The sequence below is a fragment of the Streptomyces sp. NPDC052396 genome, assembly GCF_044593195.1.
Classification (GTDB): Bacteria; Actinomycetota; Actinomycetes; order Streptomycetales; family Streptomycetaceae; genus Streptomyces.
In genome coordinates, this window is sequence record NZ_JBIUAW010000008.1 from 199,433 (window position 1) to 217,642 (window position 18,210).

Annotated in this window: 18 protein-coding genes; 9 read left to right on the top strand and 9 right to left on the bottom strand. The window is 72.5% G+C overall.

Annotated features, from left to right (window positions below; all coding sequences use genetic code 11):
- Positions 1–9 precede the first annotated feature (9 nt).
- Entirely contained in the window at positions 10–1,224 is a 1,215-nt protein-coding gene (locus tag ACIHFE_RS22420) for a sensor histidine kinase (RefSeq protein ID WP_400108958.1), read from the top strand.
- Positions 1,221–1,886 (top strand): response regulator, encoded by a 666-nt coding sequence (locus ACIHFE_RS22425; protein ID WP_400108959.1) that lies wholly within the window; start codon positions 1,221–1,223, stop codon positions 1,884–1,886. Before ACIHFE_RS22420 ends, ACIHFE_RS22425 begins: the two co-directional genes overlap by 4 nt.
- 166 nt (positions 1,887–2,052) lie before the next feature.
- On the opposite strand, the gene ACIHFE_RS22430 is transcribed toward ACIHFE_RS22425, so the two are convergent.
- Positions 2,053–3,486 (bottom strand): DHA2 family efflux MFS transporter permease subunit, encoded by a 1,434-nt coding sequence (locus tag ACIHFE_RS22430; protein WP_400108960.1) that lies wholly within the window; start codon positions 3,484–3,486, stop codon positions 2,053–2,055.
- Positions 3,487–3,678: 192 nt separating this feature from the next.
- Between ACIHFE_RS22430 and ACIHFE_RS22435 the strand changes: the two genes are divergently transcribed.
- Positions 3,679–3,900: a hypothetical protein gene (locus ACIHFE_RS22435; protein ID WP_400108961.1), complete on the top strand. Its 222-nt coding sequence runs from the start codon at positions 3,679–3,681 to the stop codon at positions 3,898–3,900.
- A 192-nt stretch (positions 3,901–4,092) separates the two neighbouring features.
- Here ACIHFE_RS22435 and ACIHFE_RS22440 read toward each other — a convergent pair whose 3' ends face one another.
- A complete protein-coding gene (locus ACIHFE_RS22440) occupies positions 4,093–5,538 on the bottom strand; it encodes a PLP-dependent aminotransferase family protein (RefSeq protein WP_400108962.1) in 1,446 nt (481 codons plus the stop codon).
- Between ACIHFE_RS22440 and ACIHFE_RS22445 the strand changes: the two genes are divergently transcribed.
- Positions 5,537–6,427, top strand: coding sequence for a DMT family transporter (locus ACIHFE_RS22445; protein ID WP_400108963.1), 891 nt, complete (start codon positions 5,537–5,539; stop codon positions 6,425–6,427). The genes ACIHFE_RS22440 and ACIHFE_RS22445 overlap by 2 nt on opposite strands.
- A 148-nt stretch (positions 6,428–6,575) precedes the next feature.
- Positions 6,576–6,776, top strand: a complete 201-nt coding sequence (locus tag ACIHFE_RS22450; protein WP_400108964.1) for a DUF1918 domain-containing protein — start codon at positions 6,576–6,578, stop codon at positions 6,774–6,776.
- 3 nt (positions 6,777–6,779) lie between these two features.
- On the opposite strand, the gene ACIHFE_RS22455 is transcribed toward ACIHFE_RS22450, so the two are convergent.
- A complete protein-coding gene (locus ACIHFE_RS22455) occupies positions 6,780–8,012 on the bottom strand; it encodes a glycoside hydrolase family 10 protein (protein WP_400108965.1) in 1,233 nt (410 codons plus the stop codon).
- A 211-nt stretch (positions 8,013–8,223) separates the two neighbouring features.
- Here ACIHFE_RS22455 and ACIHFE_RS22460 point away from each other — a divergent pair, with 211 nt between their 5' ends.
- Positions 8,224–9,084: a 3-hydroxybutyryl-CoA dehydrogenase gene (locus ACIHFE_RS22460; protein ID WP_400108966.1), complete on the top strand. Its 861-nt coding sequence runs from the start codon at positions 8,224–8,226 to the stop codon at positions 9,082–9,084.
- A 91-nt stretch (positions 9,085–9,175) separates the two neighbouring features.
- Here the strand turns inward: ACIHFE_RS22460 and ACIHFE_RS22465 are convergent, their stop codons facing one another.
- Together ACIHFE_RS22465 and ACIHFE_RS22470 are read right to left on the bottom strand one after the other, a co-directional pair.
- Positions 9,176–11,056, bottom strand: coding sequence for a trypsin-like serine peptidase (locus ACIHFE_RS22465; protein ID WP_400108967.1), 1,881 nt, complete (start codon positions 11,054–11,056; stop codon positions 9,176–9,178).
- 160 nt (positions 11,057–11,216) lie between these two features.
- Entirely contained in the window at positions 11,217–12,065 is an 849-nt protein-coding gene (locus ACIHFE_RS22470) for a hypothetical protein (RefSeq protein ID WP_400108968.1), read from the bottom strand.
- Positions 12,066–12,306: 241 nt separating this feature from the next.
- On the opposite strand from ACIHFE_RS22470, the gene ACIHFE_RS22475 reads away from it, so the two are divergent.
- Complete coding sequence (locus tag ACIHFE_RS22475) at positions 12,307–12,870, top strand: GNAT family N-acetyltransferase (RefSeq protein WP_400108969.1); 564 nt, start codon at positions 12,307–12,309, stop codon at positions 12,868–12,870.
- Between the two features lie 76 nt (positions 12,871–12,946).
- Positions 12,947–13,810 carry an oxidoreductase gene (locus ACIHFE_RS22480; RefSeq protein ID WP_400108970.1) on the top strand — a complete coding sequence of 288 codons (864 nt, stop codon included), beginning with the start codon at positions 12,947–12,949 and terminating at the stop codon, positions 13,808–13,810.
- A 54-nt stretch (positions 13,811–13,864) separates the two neighbouring features.
- On the opposite strand, the gene ACIHFE_RS22485 is transcribed toward ACIHFE_RS22480, so the two are convergent.
- A complete protein-coding gene (locus ACIHFE_RS22485) occupies positions 13,865–14,197 on the bottom strand; it encodes a hypothetical protein (protein ID WP_400108971.1) in 333 nt (110 codons plus the stop codon).
- Between the two features lie 371 nt (positions 14,198–14,568).
- Here ACIHFE_RS22485 and ACIHFE_RS22490 point away from each other — a divergent pair, with 371 nt between their 5' ends.
- On the top strand, positions 14,569–14,829 hold the full coding sequence (locus ACIHFE_RS22490) for a hypothetical protein (protein ID WP_400108972.1): 261 nt from the start codon (positions 14,569–14,571) through the stop codon (positions 14,827–14,829).
- 71 nt (positions 14,830–14,900) lie between these two features.
- Here the strand turns inward: ACIHFE_RS22490 and ACIHFE_RS22495 are convergent, their stop codons facing one another.
- The 3 genes from ACIHFE_RS22495 to ACIHFE_RS22505 all read right to left on the bottom strand — a co-directional run bounded on the left by ACIHFE_RS22495 (position 14,901) and on the right by ACIHFE_RS22505 (position 18,090).
- Positions 14,901–15,431: an NUDIX domain-containing protein gene (locus ACIHFE_RS22495; RefSeq protein ID WP_400108973.1), complete on the bottom strand. Its 531-nt coding sequence runs from the start codon at positions 15,429–15,431 to the stop codon at positions 14,901–14,903.
- A 59-nt stretch (positions 15,432–15,490) separates the two neighbouring features.
- Positions 15,491–16,828, bottom strand: coding sequence for a tetratricopeptide repeat protein (locus ACIHFE_RS22500; protein ID WP_400108974.1), 1,338 nt, complete (start codon positions 16,826–16,828; stop codon positions 15,491–15,493).
- An 83-nt stretch (positions 16,829–16,911) separates the two neighbouring features.
- Complete coding sequence (locus ACIHFE_RS22505; protein ID WP_400108975.1) at positions 16,912–18,090, bottom strand: PP2C family protein-serine/threonine phosphatase; 1,179 nt, start codon at positions 18,088–18,090, stop codon at positions 16,912–16,914.
- Between the last annotated feature and the right edge of the window lie 120 nt (positions 18,091–18,210).

Below are 18,210 nucleotides of genomic sequence, written 5' to 3' on the forward strand. Positions count from 1 at the left end.
GCACCGGGCTTGAGACGTGGGGATCTGGTGGTGGCCATACCCCTGGCCGCCGCCGCGGTCGCGGTGGCGGCGGGCATGGTGGTGGCCAGGGCCGTCTGGTACGGCGCGGTACCGGCCGTCGCCGCCACCGCGCTGCTGCTGTGGGCACTGGCCTGCTGGCCACGCTCGCGTGGCCGGCTGGGCCGCCCGCTGACGTTGGTGGCGGCGCTGTCGCTGGCCGGCACGGCGTTCACCGACCCGCATGGCGCCAGCGGGCGTTCCTGGCCCCAACTCCTGGCGGTGGCCCTGCTGGTGGTGCTGCTGGTGGCCGTGGTGCGCTGGTCGCCGCCGCATGAGGCGGTGGCGGCGGGCGCGGTCACGGCGCTGGCGGTCGCGGTCTGGTCGCTGCCGCTGGTGCCGCAGGCGTCCGTGCTGTCCCTGACCGGCGCGGCCGTGTTCTGGACGCTGCCGGCGCTGGGGGCGGTCGTCATCGGCGGATACCCACGGCTGATGGAACACCGCCGGGAGCAGTCGGTCCTCGCCACCCGCCAGGACCAGCGGCTCCGGATCGCCCGCGATCTGCATGACTTTGTGGCCCATGACATCAGCGGGATCGTGGCACAGGCCCAGGCCGCCCGCTTTGTGGCCGCGTCTGACCCGGACCAGGCCGTCCCCGCGCTGGAGCGCATCGAGCGGGCCGGACTGAACGCGCTGGCTTCGATGGACCGGATGGTGGGGATGCTCAGCGAACCGGATCAGGAGGGGCAGGAGGGGCAGGAGGGAGCGGAGGCGGTGCAGCCGCTGCCGGGGGTGTCCCAACTCCCCGCTCTCCTGGAACGTTTCTCCACCGAGGGTGGGCCCACGGCCGGGCTCACCGTGGATGCCACGGTGGTGGACCGGCTGTCCCGTGACGCCGGCTCCACCGCGTACCGGATGGTCGTGGAGGCGCTGACCAATGTGCGCCGGCACGCCCGGCGCGCCCCATCGGTGTCGGTGAGCCTTGGCACGGCGCGTACCCCCGGGGGCGCGGAGGCGGTTGAGGTCCGGGTGGTCAACGGCCCGTCGCCGGCCGACGGACCGGGTCCGCGGATGGAGCGGTACGGGCAGGGCGGCCGGGGCCTGGCGGGCATGCGGGAACGGGTGCATGCCACCGGTGGCACGCTGTCCTTCGGGCCGTACCAGGGCGGCTGGCAGGTGACCGCCGTCCTCCCGCTGGCGGCGGCCCCGGCGGGACGGGCGTCATGAGCGGCGGCCCGACCAGGATCCTGCTGGCCGACGACCAGGACGACGTCCGCAGCGGCTTCCGTCTGGTGCTGGACTCACAGCCGGATATGACGGTGGTGGGCGAGGCCGCGGACGGCGCCCATGCCCTGGAACTCGCCCGCGAGCTAAGGCCGGACGTGGTGCTGGCCGACATCCGGATGCCCCGGCTGGACGGGCTGGAGCTGACCCGCCTCCTAGCCGGACCGGAAGCGGAGCATCCGGTCCGGGTGGTCGTGGTCACCACCTTCGATCTGGACGACTATGTCCACACCGCGCTGGCCAACGGCGCCTGCGGCTTTCTGCTGAAACGTTCCGGACCCGCCCTGCTGATCGAAGGGGTGCGAGCCGCGATGGCCGGTGACGCACTGATCAGCCCTCAGATCACGGTGCGGTTGCTGCGCGGCCTGTCGGCACCGCCGCCGGCCCGGAGGCATATGCCCGATCCGCTCACCGAACGCGAGCGGGAGATCGTCCGCCTGGTCGCCCGGGGCTGCACCAACGCCGAGATCGGGGCGGAGCTGTTTATCTCGCCGGGGACCGCCAAGACCCATGTGGCCAACATCCAGGGCAAGTTGGGGGTGCGCAACCGGGTGGGCATAGCGTCCTGGGCGTGGGAGACGGGACTGGTCCGGGCGGAGGGCTGAGGGCACCGGCGGTTGCCGGCCGCGCTCACCGTGGGCGCCCCCGTAAGGGGCGCGGGACGACGCGCTCATGCGGCTCCGCCGCGTGGGCGCGACCAGCCCCGAACGGCCCGCACCGGAAACGCGCCCCGGCCGGCCATGGCGCGGCCCAGGGTCCGTCAGACGCAACCTAGCCGGTGACACCGGCCCGTTGGCGGCGCGGCGCCGGACGCCGTACCGCATCGCCCGCGCCACGGGGCAGCCGCAGCGCGCCGGCCACGGCGCCCAGGGTGACCAGGGCGATCAGACAGAAGGCCACCGCGTGGACGGTCACCGGGCCGGCCGGTGAGCCGGTGAGGTGCTCGCCGAGCGGCCCGCCGGCCCGCAGGGCGACGGTGGCGGCGGCCACGCCCAGGCCGGCGGCGGCCTGTTGGGTGGTGGCCTGCAGGGTGCTGGCGTGGGCCACCCGCTCCTGCGGCAGGTCGGCGAAGGCGATCACCTGGTAGCAGGTCAGCCCCAGGGAACGGGCCGCTCCGCTGATGACGGCGACCACGGCGATCAGCGCCACCGGCGTGCCGGCGGTGAACAGCGCGCAGGCCGCGGTGGACAGGGCGACGCCCACCGTGGCGGCCAGCAGCAGCGGGCGGAAGCCGAAACGGTTCAGCAGCCGGTTGGCGAGCGGCTTGATGGCGATGTTGCCCACAAACACCCAGAGCACCACGGCCCCCGACTTCACCGCGCTCCAGCCGAAGGCGTCCTGGAAGAGCAGCGGCAGCATAAAGGGCACGGCGCTCACCACGATCCAGAACAGTGTGCCGCCGCCGACCGAGGCCCGGAAGGTGCGGGTGCGCAGGGTGCGCAGATCCACCAACGGGTGGGCGGTGCGCCGCAGATGGACCACGGCCGCGGTGAGCAGTACCGCGCTGAGTACGGCCACCGCCGGCGGCGCGCTGCCCAGCGGGCCGGGCCGGGAGAGCAGATGGGCGGTCCAGGTCAGGGCGCCCAGGCCGGTGGAGGTGAGCAGGGCGCCCGGCCGGTCCAGGGGCGGGGCGGTGGTGGTGGGCGGCAGGGCCGGCAGCAGGCGGGTGGCCACGGTGAACGCGATCGCGCCCAGCGGGATGTTGATCAGGAACAGCCAGCGCCAGTCGGCATGGGTGGTGATCAGCCCGCCCAGCAGGGGTGCCAGCACCGGGGCCAGCAGGCCGGGCCAGACCACATAGGCCACCAGCCGGGGAATGTCGGTCTTCTCGGCGCCGGAGACCACCATCAGTCTGCCGACCGGCACCATCATGGCGCCACCGGCGCCCTGCAGCACCCGCATGGCCACCAGTTGGCCGAGGCTGTCGCTGAGCGCGCAGCCCAGTGAGGCGGTGGTGAACACGGCGATGGCGGTGAGGAACACCCGGCGGGCGCCGAACCGGGCTACCAGCCAGCCGCTGAGCGGTATCAGCACCGCCAGGGTGACCAGGTAGGCGGTGACCACCAGGCCGATCGCGGCCGGGGCGACGCCCAGCGCGGGGCCCATGCGCGGGGCCGAGGTGGACACGATGGTGCCGTCCAGGTACTCCATGAAGAAGCAACCCGCCGCCAGGAGTGCGGTGTTGCGGTGCCGAGCGTCGATCATCCCTGCCCTCTCCGTTTCGGTTCGCTCCATCCTGGGATCGCCTGATCATTGACCACAAGTTCCCAGTGGTTCAGGTAGGTTCTCTCGCCCTGCAACTGCCGGACATGAATCTGCTGCCCGCCCTCAACGCCCTGCTGCGCGAGGGAAGTGTGACCGGGGCCGCCCGCCGAGATGCGGGTCTCGGTGTCCGCGATGAGCCGGACCATGGGCCGGCTGCGGCGGGTGGTGGGCGATCCGTTGCTGCTCCCGGCGGGGCGGGGGATGGCCCTCACGCCCCGGGCGCTGGAGCTGCGGCCTCAGGTTCAGCGTGCGCCGGCCGGGGCGCTGGCCGCGTTGCGGCCGCCACGACCGGTGGAACTGGCGCGCCTGGAACGGCGGTTCACCCTGCGCGCCAATGACGCCCATGCCCCATGAGATTCCGCTGCCCCGGCCGTCGGTCACCACGGTGATGGCCTGGCACGCGCGGCATGACGCGGATCCCGGGCACCGGTGGCTGCGCCGGACGCCGGCCGGGCTGTCCGCCGAAAGCGCCCCGGGCAGGGGCGCGGGGCGGCTGTGTCATACGGCTCCGCCGCGGGGCGCGACCGGCCCGCACCCGGGAACGGCCTAACCGCCCATGCTCTCCAGCGCGGTCCGCAACCGCCGTACCCCCTCGGCCAGTTCGGCCGTTCCCGCGGCGGCCGCGCAGCACACGCGCAGATAGGGGGCGGGCGGTTCGGCCGCGTAGTACGCGCGGCCGGGGGCGACCGCCACCCCGGCGCGCAGCGCGGCGTTGGCCAGGGCGCCGTCATCGGTGCCATCGGGCAGGCGCAGCCAGAGGTGGAAGCCGCCGGGCGGCACGAACTCCACGTCGCAGGCGGGGAGTTCGGTGCGCAGCGCGGTGAGCAGGGCCGCGCTGCGGGTGCGCAGTTCGGCGGCCACCGTGCGCCGGTGGCGGTCCCAGGCCGGGGAGCCGACCAGTTCGAGCGCGGTCTCCTGCAGTGGCCGGGGGACGAAGAAGGTGTCCACGACCTGGATGGCGCGCAGCCGTTGCAGCACCGGCCCCCGGGCGGCCAGCGCGCCCACCCGCAGGCTGGGCGAGGTGAATTTGGTCAGTGAGCAGACGTGCACCACCACTCCGTCGGGGTCGTCCGCGACCAGTGGCGGCGGCAGTGCGGGGCCCCCTTCGTGGGCCAGCCGGCGGGCGAAGTCGTCCTCGATGACAAAGGCCCCGGCCCGGCGGGCGATGGCCAGCACCTCGCGCCGCCGGGTCTCGTCCAGGACCGTCCCGGTGGGGTTCTGGAAGAGCGGCTGGCAGACGAAGACCCGGGCGCCGCTGGCCCGGAACGCCTCGGCGAGCAGGTCGGTGCGTACTCCGCCGGCGTCCACCGGCACCGGGACCGGGCGCAGTCCGGAGGCGCGGGCGGCGGCCAGGGTGCCGGGGTAGGCGGGCGATTCGACCAGCACCGGCGCGCCGGGCGGGGCCAGCGCGCGCAGGGCGGTGGTCAGGGCACTCTGTCCGCCGGCGGTGATCAGCACCTCGGAGGGGGCCAGGGTGCCGGCCGGGCCGCCGATCTCGCGGGCGAACCAGGCACGCAGTTCGCCCACGCCCTCCAGCGGCGGGCGGCCCCAGGCGCCGGGGCGGCGCCCGGCCCGGGCCAGCGCGGCGGCCAGCGCCCGTTCCGGCTGCAGGCCGGGGTACAGATATCCGCCGCTGAGGTCGATCACATCGGAGGGCGCCTGGGTGAGGGTGGCCAGCACCCCGGTGGCGTCCACCGACCGGGGCACCGCCTCCTCGCCGCTCTCGGCGCTGAGCGCGACCTGCTGCCAGGAGGTGTCCGAGGGACGGGTGCGCTCGGCGCGCGGCTGGGCCCGGAACGCTCCGGCGCCGGGCCGGGTGACCACCAGGCCCTCGGCGGCGAGCACGGCCAGCGCCCGGGAGACGGTGACCGGGCTGACTCGGAAGCGGTCGATCAGGGCTCGACTGGACGGCAGCTTCTCACCCGGCGAGTAGCGCTTCAGCTCGCTTCGCAGGGCACTGGCCAGTTCGGCCACACTGTTACGCTCGTGCATGACAGCACAAGATAGCGCTACTGCCCGCACTTCGATAGCGGTGAGCGGGGGCACCCTGCTCGCCGGACTCGCGGTGCTGATGTTCTCCATGACCTTCCCGGCGACCGTCTGGGCCCTGGACGGGCTGGGCCCCTGGTCGGTGGTCACCTGCCGGATGGTGCTGGCGGGGCTGGTCGCCGGCGGCTGTCTGCTGGCCGGGCGGGCCCGGCTGCCCGCCCGGCGGCTGTGGGGCGGGCTGCTGGTGGTCTCGCTGGGCTGCATCGTGGGCTTCCCGCTGCTCACCACGCTGGCCCTGCGCACCTCCTCCACCTCGCACGCGGCCGTGGTGGTGGGTCTGCTGCCGGCGACCACCGCCGCGTACTCGGCGCTGCGCACCGGGACCCGGCACTCCCCCGCCTTCTGGGCGGCGGCCCTGGCCGGGGCCGCCGTGGTGATCGGCTTCGCGGTGGCCCAGAGCGGCGGCCGCCCGACCCTGGGCGATCTGTATCTGTTCGCGGCCCTGGTGGTCTGTGCGGCCGGCTACGCCGAGGGCGGTCTGCTGGCCCGCACCCTGCCGGGCTGGCAGGTGATCGGCTGGGCCCTGGTGTTCTCCCTGCCGGCGGGACTGGCCGGAGCGGTCTGGGCGCTGGGCACCGAACCGGTGCACCTGGGCGCCAAGGCGCTGGCCGGGCTGCTGTGGCTGGGTGCCGTCTCCCAGTTCGCCAGCATGTGGCTGTGGTACCGCGGCATGGCCGCCATCGGCGTCGGCCGGGCCAGCCAGTTGCAGCTGGCCCAGCCCCTGCTCACCCTGGTCTGGTCGGTGGCGCTGCTGGGCGAGCGTCTGACGCCCGCCGCTCCGCTGGCCGCCGTCGCGGTGCTGGTCTGTATCGCGGTGACCCAGCGCCGCTGAACCGGCCGCCGGATCCGGCCCCGGAACCCGTCCTCCCGGCCGGCGCCCGATTGCCCCGTAACACAAGCCGTGTGAGGCCGGTCACCCTAGACTGGGAGGCATCCCGTAGAGCACGTGTCCGGCCTCCTAATCAGAAGGGACACCGCCGATGCATGCGAGCAAGGGCGACCGGTTGGTCGTACACGGCAGGACCGTCGGGCAGCACGACCACACCGTGGAGATCGTGGAGGTCCTGGGCCCCAAGGGCAACCCGCCGTACCGCGTCCGCGACGACAAGGGCCACGAGACGATCATGTCCCCGGGCCCGGACTCCGTGGTGGACCACCGCGGGGCCACGGACCTGGGGTAGTCCTCAGCGCGGCGGGCGCGCGCGGTGCGGGTAGTGGTCCCGCACCACGCGCGCCATCGCCCCGACCGGGTCGGTGACCACCTGGGTCGCCGAGAAGTAGACATTGCCGGACACCTCGCGATGGCGGCGGTCCAGGGTGAGGTGCCGGGAGAGTTCGGCCGGGTCCTGCCAGGGCGCGGGCTGGCCGGCGGCGCCCTGGCGGTAGAGGGCCTCGCCGATGTAGAGCTGGACGCCGGTGCCCCGGACCGTCCGCGCCCACCAGGGCACCAGCACCGCGTAGTCGGCGGCCGCGTTGCCGATGTGCCAGTAGATCTGGGGGACGATGTAGTCGATCCACCCCTTGCGCACCCAGCCCCGGGTGTCGGCGTAGAGGTCGTCATAAGTCTGCACCCCGGCACGGGTGTTGGAGCCCCGGGGATCGGTGGTCCGGTTGCGCCACACCGCGAACGGGCTGACGCCGAACCGCACTTCGGGCTTGAGGGCCTTGATGCGCCGGTGCATCTCATGGACCAGCCGGTCGATGTTGTCCCGCCGCCAGGCCGCCCGGCCGGGGAACCCCCGGCCGTGCCGCCGGTACGCCTCGGCGTCCGCGAACTCCTGCCCGGCCACCGGATAGGGGTAGAAGTAGTCGTCGAAGTGGACGCCGTCCAGGTCGTAGCGGCGCACCGCGTCCAGCATGGCGTCCTCGACGAAGTGCCGGACCTCGGGCAGTCCGGGGTTGTAGTAGAGCTTCCCGCCGTAGGGCACGGCCCAGTCAGGGTGCCTGCGGACCGGATGGCCGGGCGCCAGGCGGGAGGGGTCGGTGTGGTTGGCCACCCGGTAGGGGTTGAACCAGCCGTGCAGTTGCAGGCCGTGGTGGTGTGCCTCGCGCACCGCGAAGGCCAGCGGGTCCCAGCCCGGGTCCCGACCCTGAGTGCCGGTCAGGTATTCCGACCATGGCTCATGGCGGGATGGCCAGAAGGCGTCCGCGGTGGGGCGGATCTGCAGCAGGACGGCGTTCAGCCGGCGGTCCAGCGCGGCCCGGTACAGGGCGAGCAGTTCGGCCCGTTGCCGGTCCGGGGCCAGGCCGGGCCTGGACGGCCAGTCGATATTGGCCACGGTGGCCGCCCACATGCCCCGGAACTCCCGCTTGCGATGACTTTCGGCCTCGGCCCGGGCGGCCGTCGGCTCCAAGGCCGCCGCCGTCAGCGCGCCCGCTGCGGCCGCGGTGAACACTCTTCGCGTCATACGCCCCATATGCCGCTCACTCCTTGTCGGATGTGTCACATCGCTCCCGCACAGCATGCCCTCCCCGGCCCCACCGGTACCCGAGCGCTCGGAGTACCGTTTCCAGCGAGGCGGGAGCCATGGACACCCCAGGGCCCCGCCGGTCGACTAGATCTGCGAAAGGCACGTTTGTGAGCGACGCACGTACGGCCACCGGCCCGCAGTCGGATGGGGGGACTCTGTGAGTGACATCCAGCGCGTCGGAGTGGTCGGCTGCGGCCAGATGGGCGCCGGCATCGCCGAGGTGTGTGCCCGGGCCGGACTGGACGTCAAGGTCGCCGAGACCACCGGCGAGGCACTGGAGCTGGGCCGCACCCGGCTGACCAACTCGCTCGGCAAGGCCGCCGAACGCGGCAAGATCACCGAGGAGGAGCGGGACGCCACCCTGGCGCGGCTCGGCTTCACCACGGACCTCGGCGAGTTCGCCGACCGCGATCTGGTGATCGAGGCCGTGGTGGAGAACGAGCAGGTCAAGACCGAGATCTTCCAGGTCCTGGACCAGGTGGTCACCCGCCCCGACGCCATCCTGGCCTCCAACACCTCCTCCATTCCCCTGGTCAAGCTGGCCGTGGCCACCTCGCGTCCGGACCGGGTCATCGGCATCCACTTCTTCAACCCGGCTCCGGTGCAGAAGCTGGTAGAGCTGATCCCGGCGCTCACCACCAGCGAGGAGACCATCAAGCGGGCCGACGGCCTGGTGAGCCAGGTGCTGGGCAAGCACGCCATCCGCGCCCAGGACCGCTCCGGCTTTATCGTCAACGCGCTGCTGATCCCCTATCTGCTCTCCGCCATCCGGATGTTCGAGTCCGGTATCGCCAGCCGCGAGGACATCGACAACGGCATGGAGCTGGGCTGCGCCCACCCCATGGGCCCGCTGAAACTCTCCGACCTGATCGGTCTGGACACCGTGGCCTCGGTGGCGGACAGCATGTACGCCGAGTACAAGGAGCCGCTGTACGCCGCTCCCCCGCTGCTCCAGCGCATGGTGGACGCGGGGCGGCTCGGACGGAAGTCCGGGGCGGGGTTCTACACCTACGAGTGAGACCCGGCGGGCGCGTGCCAAGGGCCTGTGCGGGGCCGCTGCGGCCCCGCACAGGCCCTGGTGTGTTCAGCGCTGGGAATGCGCAATGCGCTCAGGCGTGGGGAACGAGGTTCTCCTCGGTGCCCAGGTGGTCCATGGCGGTGTCGATGTACATCGTCGTCTCGCCGTCGGACCAGCGGACGACAAGGTCGTCGGTGCGGCCGTTGGCGGTGAAGTTACCGGTGGTCATCACGGTGTTGTGGGTCCACAGCGAGTTGGCGTTCTGGATGCGCGCCTCGCTGCCGAGGCCGGCGGTGGTGGTGCCGACGTAGTTGTCGAGCTCACCGTCCGACCACTGCACCATCAGGTCCCACTTCTGGTTGCCGGAGAACTCGCCGGCGGTGAGCAGAGTGGCGTGCTGCCAGGTGATGTTGGAGTCCTTGAGCTTGTTCTCCTGGCCGAAGGAGCCGGCGCCCACATTGGTGTAGAGGGTGAGCTCACCGTCGGACCAGCGCACCATCAGGTCGGTGACGTACTGGGCGGCGTTGAAGCGGCCGGCCGCGATCTGGGTGGCGTGCTTCCAGGTCTCGTTGGGGCCGATCATCTGGGTGCCGGACACATTGAGGCCGTTGGAGCCGACGTCTCCGAAGAGGGTGACCTCGCCATCGGACCAGCGCACCATCAGGTCGAACTGGCTGGAGCCGGTGAAGTCGCCCGCGGTCATGGTCTCGGCGTGGGTCCAGGTCGAGTTGGACGGCATCAGCTGGCGTTCGGAGGTGAAGTGACCGTTGCGGTCGCTGTAGTACATGGTGACCTCGCCGTCGGTCCACACCACGATCATGTCGCTGTGGCCATTGCCGTTGAAGTCACCGGAAGCCATCAGCTTGGCGTGCTTCCAGGTGTCACCGCTGCCCATGGAGTAGGGCAGGCTGGGCTGCTGGTAGGGCCCATGATCGGGGTGACGGCCGTTCTGGGCGTCGTCGTAGTCCTGGAAGAACCGGTCACCGTGCAGCGGGCTGTAGGTGATCCGGTTGTACAGCGGGTTGCTGGCCGGCACATCGGGGCCGCCCTGCATAAAGCCGCCCACATTGCCGACGATCACGCCGGTCTGGCCGGACGGGTCGAACGAGGAGAACCACGGTCCGCCGGAGACCCCGCCCCACATGCCCGCACAGTCGATCTGCATCTGGTTGTAGCCGGGCAGCGCGGTCGTCTGGGCGTCGGGGCAGCGGAACGCGACATCCGCCGGGTCGTACTTGTCCATCGGGTAGCCGATGACGGTCAGCTTGTTGTTGAACCCGGGGGTGCGGGCGAGGGTGTTGGCGCCCACCACGTCCTCGACGGACCGGCCGCCGTTGTCCTTCACGCTGGCGAAGGCGAAGTCCAGGTCGGAGTTGGCGCTCTTGTCCGACGCGTACTCATGGTCGCGGAACCACTCCTTGACCGGCCACACCCCGTACGGCTGGTTGTCCGCCCCCCGGTTCTTGTTGTACTGGGGCACGAACACCGCGTTGTCGCCGACGCAGTGCCCGGCGGTGAGGATGAGGTTGTGCCCGGCACTGCGCACCACGCTGGCCGAGCAGTAGTGGGCCTTCATGCCCTTGTCCGTGTGGAAGAGCACGCCGACGGACTTGATGCCGCCGAAGTGCTCGCCGGTGATTCCGGCGGCGGCGGACGGAGTCTTGTGCGATGCCGTCCAGCCCTTGGGCCGGGCGACCCGGCCCGAGGGGTCGGTCGCCGAGGCCATGCGCTCGGGTGTCCAGAACCGGATGGCGTCCTGGACCGTCCAGTTGCCCTTGTTGCCCGGCAATGGCGTGCTGGACGCCCGGGGCTTGGGGGCGGGGGTGGCCTTGCCGGTGGGTGCCGGCTTGGCTGCCGTGGATCTCGTGGGAGTGGGGGCCGGGGTCGCCGCCATGGCGGCTCCCGCGTTCCCGGCCAGCAGCGTGCCGCACAGTGCGGCGGCGGCCAACAGGCCTATTCGTGATTGACGCAAGGAAGGTTCTCCTGGGAGTGAAGAGCCCACGGTTCGGGGCTCGTTGCAGCACGCCGGCGGCCTGACGGGCCGTCCGGTGCCGTGCTGGTGACGGCCGTCGCGAAGGCGAGGCCGAGGTCTTCGCCGCTATGAAGCCGGAGTTACGAAGTCAGGGTGCTGATCAGCCCGCGGCCGGCCCGCGGCGCCGGCGCACCGTGATCACAAGGACGGCGACCAGCGCGAGGGACGCCGCGCCGCCCGCCGTCGCCCATAGCGGCCAGTCGTCGGACGACTTGGCCGCATCGCGGGTGACGGTGATCTTCTGGGTGCTGGTGTTGCCGCCGTGGTGGCTGACGACCGTCACCGGGTAGGTGTCCGCGGCGAGGCCGGACGCCACGGTGGCGTGGCCGGAGTACAGGGTGTCCGAACCGTCCGCGCTCTGGCAGGCGTTGTCGTCGGCGCTGTCGGCGGTGAGCTTCACCGGTCCGTCGAACGCCGGTGATGTCGCGGTGAGCGACTTCTCGTCCGGCGCGGCCTGCTCATCGATGAGGCAGAGCGTCACCCGGGAGCCGGGGTGCTTGGCCTTCGGCCATGCCTCGAAGCTGTTGATCCGCGCCTTGGCCTGCGCGGTGACCGTCAGATCCGTGACGGCGACGGTGCGGCCGTGGGACGCGGCCGTGAGCCGGTAGCTGCCTGGCCTGAGGTCGGCGCGCAAGCGCTGCATCTGCTCGGGGCCGTAGACCTCCGTGGAGTCCGGGGACCCCGCGCTCTTGGGCGTCAGGCGCGCCGTCCGTTGCAGCGCCGGGGAGGTCACGGTGACCTCGTCCCAGGGCGACGGCATGCCCAGGACACGCAGTCCGATGCTGCCGCCCGCCGGGGCGCCGGCGTTGTCGTTGAAGAACACCAGCCGGGGCCCCGAGAGGGTCGCGTCGGCGGGCGCCACCGGGCGGGCGGAAACAGCGGTATCCGCCTGGGCGGGCGCCATCGCGCCGGCTGCTCCCCAGGCCGCGAGCCCGACGACCAGCCCCATACAGGCCGTCCGGCGCGGCGCCCGTCTTGTGCGGGCAGGTGTGGACATCCCCCATGTCCTGGTCCGAATCACGGTGCACTTCCCCCGATGCGATCCCCCGTGCCGCCGCCAGGCGGCTTCCAGCCCGACCGTGGCCGGCGGTCGTTGTCATGATCATCTCATGGTCCGGGCCGGTGCGTACACCCCGGACGGGGCGGGTAAATCGCTGGCGTTCACCGGCCGTTGACCGTTGGATACCGGTATGACCAGTCCCATCCTGGACAGACTCGAGGCGTACTACGACGCCGTGCCCCGCTCCGGGGCACGGGCCGAGGACTTCGGCCCGCTGACCCTGTTCGTCCGGGACGGCGGGGCCGGGTATCCGTACTACGCCCGTCCGGCACGGGGCTTCAGCGGGCCCGTCCAGGCATCCGATGTGGACCGGGTGCGCGCCCGCCAGCGCCAACTGGGCCTGCCGGAGAGCTTCGAGTGGGTCGCCGGGACAACTCCCGCCCTACGGGCCGCCGTCGAGCGGTCCGGGCGGACCTTGGTGGCCGCCGCGGTGGTGGACGGATCGGTGCTCGGCTCGGGCCAGCACCAGCCGGTCGGGGCGGTGAGCGAAATCGTCGGCGTGGGAACCCTCCCCTCGGCCCGGCGGCAGGGCCTGGCGGCGGCGGTCACGGCGGAGTTGGTGCGTGATGCCGGTGCCCGGCGGGGGGTGGCCACGGTCTTCCTGAGCGCCGGTGATGAGGACATCGCCCGCCTCTATGCCCGGCTGGGGTTCCGCCGGGTGGGCACGGCGCTGATCGCCGAACCACCCTGCTAGCGGCCCGCGTTCGGCGGTGCTGACGGCCCATGGGACCCTTTGGCAAAGTCAGTACCACCGGACACAGGAGTAATGGATGAGCACGGCAACGCCCCCGGCCCGCACGGCAGATCGCCGCGTCTGGCTGATCACCGGCGCCACCTCGGGATTCGGCCTGGAGATCGTCAAGGCGGCACTGGCGGCCGGCGACACGGTGGTGGCCGCGGCGCGGCGGCCCGAGGCGCTTCAGGACCTGGCGGCCGCATCCGGCGGCCGGCTGGTGCCGGTGGCCCTGGACGTCACCGACCAGGGCCGGATCGCCGAGGTGGTGGCCGAGTTGGTGGAGCGGCACGGGCGGATCGACGTACTGGTCAACAACGCGGGACGCGGGGTGATCGGGGCGGTGGAGGAGACCACCGACCGGGAGCTACGCGATCTGATGGAGCTGCACCTGTTCGGGCCCGCCGCGCTCACCAGAGCGGTGCTTCCGCAGATGCGGCAGCAGGGATCCGGTGCGGTGGTGCAGATGAGCAGCATGGGTGGCCGGTTCTCGTTCCCCGGGGTGGGCGCCTATTCGGCCACCAAGTTCGCCCTGGAGGGGCTGTCGGAGGCGCTGGCCCTGGAGGTGGCCCCGCATGGCATCAAGGTGCTGATCGTCGAACCGGGCTCGTTCCGCACCTCCTTCGCCGGGGGCGGCGCGCTACAGCAGTCGGCGCCCAATCCCGCGTACCAGGAGACCGTCGGACAGGTACGGGAGCAGCTGCCGGCCTCCGACGGCAAGCAGCCGGGCGATCCGGCCAAGGCGGCCGCGGCCATTCTGGCCGCACTGGCGGACGAACACCCGCCGCTGCGGCTGGCCTTGGGCAAGGACGCGGCCGAGGGGATCGGCGCGTACCTGGACGCGGCCAAGGCCGAGCTGATGGCCTGGCAGAAGGTCAGCCTGAGCACCGACTTCGACTGATCCGGGCCAGGGGCCGCCGCCGCACCGGGCGGCGGCCCCCGTACCGTCAGAACGTCACTTCCACATGTGGTGGCGGACGTCCCACTTCTGGCTCCTGCCATGGAAGTTGCGCTTCCAGCAGCGCTCACGCTCGTCCCAGCGCGCATAGCCGCGCGACTCGGCGTCCCAGCGCGTCCAGCACTTCAGGCGCTTGTCAAAGCGGTCGTGCTTCTTGTCCACGGCCCTGTCCCAGGAACGGTCCTGGTGGCCGCCCTTGCCCAGGTGGACGTGGCCGGCCGGGTGGTGGTGCCCGGCGGGGGCGGCAGCGGCCGCGCCTGCGGCGGCACCGGAGACCAGCACCACGGAGACCGCGACCGCCGCGAGGCGGCGCATGACGGCACGAGACATCTCTGTGCTCCTTGCTCAGGGCTCGCGGGACGGGACAACCGCCGTGCGAGCCACGGTCGTTGCTACGGAGCGACATCCTGGCGCCGCCCGGGTGGGAAACCGGGGGCATTCCGGCGGAATCCACCCTTCGGACGGTTGTCGGGTGGCCGGACCGGTTGCGGACGGTGACCGCCGCGGCCCGCTCCCCAACGGGGCGGGGGCACCGGTCGAGCGCCGGTTCCGGCCCCGCACACCGGTGTTCGCACGGGGCGCGTACCCGCTACCCGTACTCACCCTCCGCACACGCTCCCCGCCCGGGCCACTGCGCGGTTGACTCATGCTCATCGCAACTTCCCACCGCACGGGGGCCCTTCCCGGAAGGAGTACGGACCGTGACCATCCATCCCGAGCACGCCGCCAAGGCGGGTGAGCTCGCGGAGCTCAGGCGCCGGGTCGATGTCGGAGTCGTCCGCATCGACGGTCATCTCGCCCTGCTCACCCAGCGCAGCGACCAGACGGAGCGTGAGATCAGCGAAGTGACCGAGCGGATCAGGGCCCTGGAGCACGGCCGCTGGCCGCTGCCTTCGGTGGCCGCGCTCACCGGCCTGGCCGCCCTGGTGCTCGCCGTGTGGCAGGCGACGATGGGCCGGTGAGCGCGGATGGAGCGGGGAGCGCCGGCGGCACCGGCTCACAGGGGATCAACAGCCGGGCCACCGAGGGCCGTTCAACCGAGCCGCAGATGGTGCAGCAGCAGCAGCGCGGCCGCCATATTGGCGGCCGGCACCTCGCCGCGGGCGATCAGATCGGGCACCAGCTTCAAGGGCACCCACTCACGGCGGTCCGACTCGAATCCGTCCTCGGGGTCGCCGAGGTACTCGGCCCGGTCCGTCCAGTAGATGTGATGCCGGGCGTCGGTGAGGCCGTTGGACGGCTCCACCGTCATCAGATGCCGCAGCGGGCCCGGCCGCCAGCCGGTCTCCTCCTCCATCTCACGGGCCGCCGCGGCGGCGATGTCCTCGCCGTCCTCGACCACGCCCGCCGCCAGTTCCCAGCCCCAGGCGTCCGTGATGAACCGGTGCCGCCACAGCAGCAGGACCTCGTTGGCCGCGTTGACCACCGTGGCCACGGCCACCGGCCGCAGCCGGATCAGGAAGTGGTCCAGGTGCCGGCCGTCGGGGAGTTCGACATCCGCGAGATTGACCTGGAACCAGCGGTTCTCGTAGACGGTCGACTCCTTGAGATTCTTCCAACGCACGTGATTGCCACCTTCCGCCGAGGTGGCCACCTACCCGGGCGCTGCCCTTACAAGGGTCGTCACAGGGGCACGCGCAGCGCCCCGTCGATCATCTCGGCGGCCTCGGCCGTGGCGGCGCACCCGCTTTCGATCAGGTGCTCGCGAACCGCCCGGAGCCGGTCGCGCAGACGCTGCGATTCCATGCCCCTCGCCTGCTCGGTCATCTGCTGAGCGGTGGCCACCGCCTTGTCCGCGTCTCCTTGACGCAGCTCGATGTGCGTGAGCATGGCGAGCCGGTGGACACGGCCCCGGTCATGGGCGGGGGTGTCAACGGCCCGGTCGGCGTGCTCACGGGCGGGTCTGAGATCTCCGAGGCTGAGCAGCGCCTCCGCCACCTGCACATTGACCAGACCGGGCTGTACATAGCCGGTCTCGGCGGGTTCCCGGCCGGGGTGGATGCGCTCGGCGGCGGTCTCCGCCCGGCGGATGCAGGCCAGCGCCCCGGCACCGTCGCCAAGCCGGGCATATGCCTTGGCCTGCATGGCATAGAGGTCGGCGGCCAGCGCCTGGGTCAGCTCGGCACCGGCGGAGCGCAGCGCCGACTCGGCGAAGGCCACCGCCTGGCGGTACTCCCCCATGAACAGGGCCTGGTTGACCAGGAGGGCTATCACATAGGCGCCAAGTCCCCGGTCACCGCTGGCCTTGGCCAGCCGCAGCGCCTGGTGGAAGTAGCGCTGGGCCAGGCCGTGCGCGTCGGAGTCATAGGCACAGATTCCGGCCACCGCCACCAATCCCCCGGTGGCGCGGTGCAGTTGGCGGCCGGCGGCGTCGGAGTAGCTGCCGCGCAGCAGCGGGGCGGCCTCGGCGTTGAGGAAGCCGACCACCCGGGCGCGGGTGGCGATGCCGCCGGCCTTGCGGTACATCGACTCGTAGTGGGTGCGGGCGGCGCGCAGCATCTCGATGTCGTCCATGGAGACCCGGGTCAGTCCGCGCCGGGACACATCGGCGTCCTCCGGCGGGTTCTCCCACTCCCACACCGGCATCACGGCATGGGTGCCGGTGACGGCGGGGGCCCGCACCACGTGTTCCCGCTGCTGTTCGTCGGAGCGCCACAGCGCGGTGGCCCGTTCCACAAAGCCGGACAGCGGGGTGCCGGGGGCGCGGGCGGCGCCGGGGCGGCCCAGACCTATGTCGTCCAGGGTGAGCGCGCGGTGCAGGCGCCCGCCGAGGACCTCACAGATCAGATCGGGCACCTGGCCACGCGGGCGCTGGCCCTTCAACCAGCGGGCCACCGCGGTGTGTTCGTAACGCAACGCCAGTCCCCGGGCCCGTCCGGCCGCGTTGACGTGGGCGGCCAGTCCGGCATGTGAGATGCCCGCCTCGTCCAGGATGGCGTCGAGCAGTGTGTTGGGCTCCATGCCGCCCTCCGTTGCGCTCGGTGAACTCAGCGTAGTGGAACCGTGCGCACACGGGGTGTGAACGGCCGCCCGGGGCCGGCCACTCAGGGGCGGGGGCCGCTGCGGGCCAGGGGCGTGGGGGTCATGGGGAGCGCGACCGGCTGGTGGTGCAGCACCAGCAGGGCCACATCATCGGTGAGCGGGCCGCCGGTGTGGCGCAGCAGGGCGGCCTGGACGCGCTCGACGACGGCGCCGGGGACAAGGCGCTCGTCCCGGGCGGCCTCGGTCAGGGCGCGGGCGAGTGGAAAGAACCGGCCGCCGGGGTCGCGGGCGTCCTCGGCGCCGTCGGTGTGCAGCACCAGGGCCTCGCCGGGCCGCAGCGGGGACAGCCGCTGGGGTGGCAGCCGGGCCGGGAGCGGGAACATGCCGAGCGGCGGCAGGGGTTCGCCGGGTGCCTCGGCCAGGGCGCAGCGGCCGCCGGTGACCGAGGGGGTGAGCCGGTGCGGCCAGGGGTGGCCGCAGTTGAGCGCCAGGACCTCGTGCCGGGGCCGGATCTCCAGCAGCAGGACGGTGGCGAACTCCTCGCCGCCGGCGGGGTTCTCGCCGCCGGACACGTGGTCACCGTGGTCGGCGGCGGCCAGATGGCGTCGCAGGGAGCGCTCCAGCCGGCGCAGTACGTCCGGGAGTTCGGCCTCGTCATGGGCGGCGTCGCGGAAGCTGCCCAGCAGGGCGGCGACGGTGGCCAGGGCGGGCAGGCCATGGCCTCGGACATCGCCGATGACCACCCGCACCCCGTGCGGGGTGGCCAGTGCCTCATAGAGGTCGCCGCCCAGCAGGGCACCCCGGGTGGCGCTCAGATGGCCGCCGGCCAGGGCGAGTTGGGCCAGGCGGGGCGGCACCGGGCGGAGCAGGGCGCGCTGGGTGGTGGCGGCGATCTCCTTGAACCATTCCAGTTCGCCGAGCAGCCGGTGGCGGCGGCCGGAGGTCAGATAGCTGGCGGCGACCACGGCGAGGATGGCGCCGCAGGTGCCCAGCCGGGTGGCGGCGGGGGCGTCATGGCCGCCGACGGGCAGCAGGGCGACCAGCGCACAGCCGCCGCCCAGCAGGACGCACTGGCGGCGGCCGGTGCCGGCGCAGGCGATGGCGGGGGCGGCGGCGAGCAGCTCGATGAACTGGGTGCCCAGGGGACTGAGGAGTTCCCAGAGCACCACGGCCAGGACCCAGAGTCCGGGCAGCACAAACACCAGGCCCCGCCTCCAGCACACGGCCCCCGTACGGCTCATGCCATCCGCTCCCAACGCAGCAGTGCCGCATACGATTTTGGCGAGCTTTGGCCCCCGGAGCGGCGGACCACCCTCCATTTCCACCCTATTGAGTGATATTCGGAAGGTGCGCCGCTGACC

What these genes read in the sequence shown, in the direction of transcription:
- ACIHFE_RS22505 (WP_400108975.1), bottom strand. Translation starts at nt 18,090, where the DNA reads ATGAGCCGTACGGGGGCCGTGTGCTGGAGGCGGGGCCTGGTGTTTGTG.
- ACIHFE_RS22445 (WP_400108963.1), top strand. Translation starts at nt 5,537, where the DNA reads ATGACAGCACAAGATAGCGCTACTGCCCGCACTTCGATAGCGGTGAGC.
- ACIHFE_RS22435 (WP_400108961.1), top strand. Translation starts at nt 3,679, where the DNA reads ATGAGCCGGACCATGGGCCGGCTGCGGCGGGTGGTGGGCGATCCGTTG.
- ACIHFE_RS22450 (WP_400108964.1), top strand. Translation starts at nt 6,576, where the DNA reads ATGCATGCGAGCAAGGGCGACCGGTTGGTCGTACACGGCAGGACCGTC.
- ACIHFE_RS22430 (WP_400108960.1), bottom strand. Translation starts at nt 3,486, where the DNA reads ATGATCGACGCTCGGCACCGCAACACCGCACTCCTGGCGGCGGGTTGC.
- ACIHFE_RS22425 (WP_400108959.1), top strand. Translation starts at nt 1,221, where the DNA reads ATGAGCGGCGGCCCGACCAGGATCCTGCTGGCCGACGACCAGGACGAC.
- ACIHFE_RS22455 (WP_400108965.1), bottom strand. Translation starts at nt 8,012, where the DNA reads ATGGGGCGTATGACGCGAAGAGTGTTCACCGCGGCCGCAGCGGGCGCG.
- ACIHFE_RS22480 (WP_400108970.1), top strand. Translation starts at nt 12,947, where the DNA reads ATGAGCACGGCAACGCCCCCGGCCCGCACGGCAGATCGCCGCGTCTGG.
- ACIHFE_RS22475 (WP_400108969.1), top strand. Translation starts at nt 12,307, where the DNA reads ATGACCAGTCCCATCCTGGACAGACTCGAGGCGTACTACGACGCCGTG.
- ACIHFE_RS22485 (WP_400108971.1), bottom strand. Translation starts at nt 14,197, where the DNA reads ATGTCTCGTGCCGTCATGCGCCGCCTCGCGGCGGTCGCGGTCTCCGTG.
- ACIHFE_RS22470 (WP_400108968.1), bottom strand. Translation starts at nt 12,065, where the DNA reads ATGGGGCTGGTCGTCGGGCTCGCGGCCTGGGGAGCAGCCGGCGCGATG.
- ACIHFE_RS22440 (WP_400108962.1), bottom strand. Translation starts at nt 5,538, where the DNA reads ATGCACGAGCGTAACAGTGTGGCCGAACTGGCCAGTGCCCTGCGAAGC.
- ACIHFE_RS22500 (WP_400108974.1), bottom strand. Translation starts at nt 16,828, where the DNA reads ATGGAGCCCAACACACTGCTCGACGCCATCCTGGACGAGGCGGGCATC.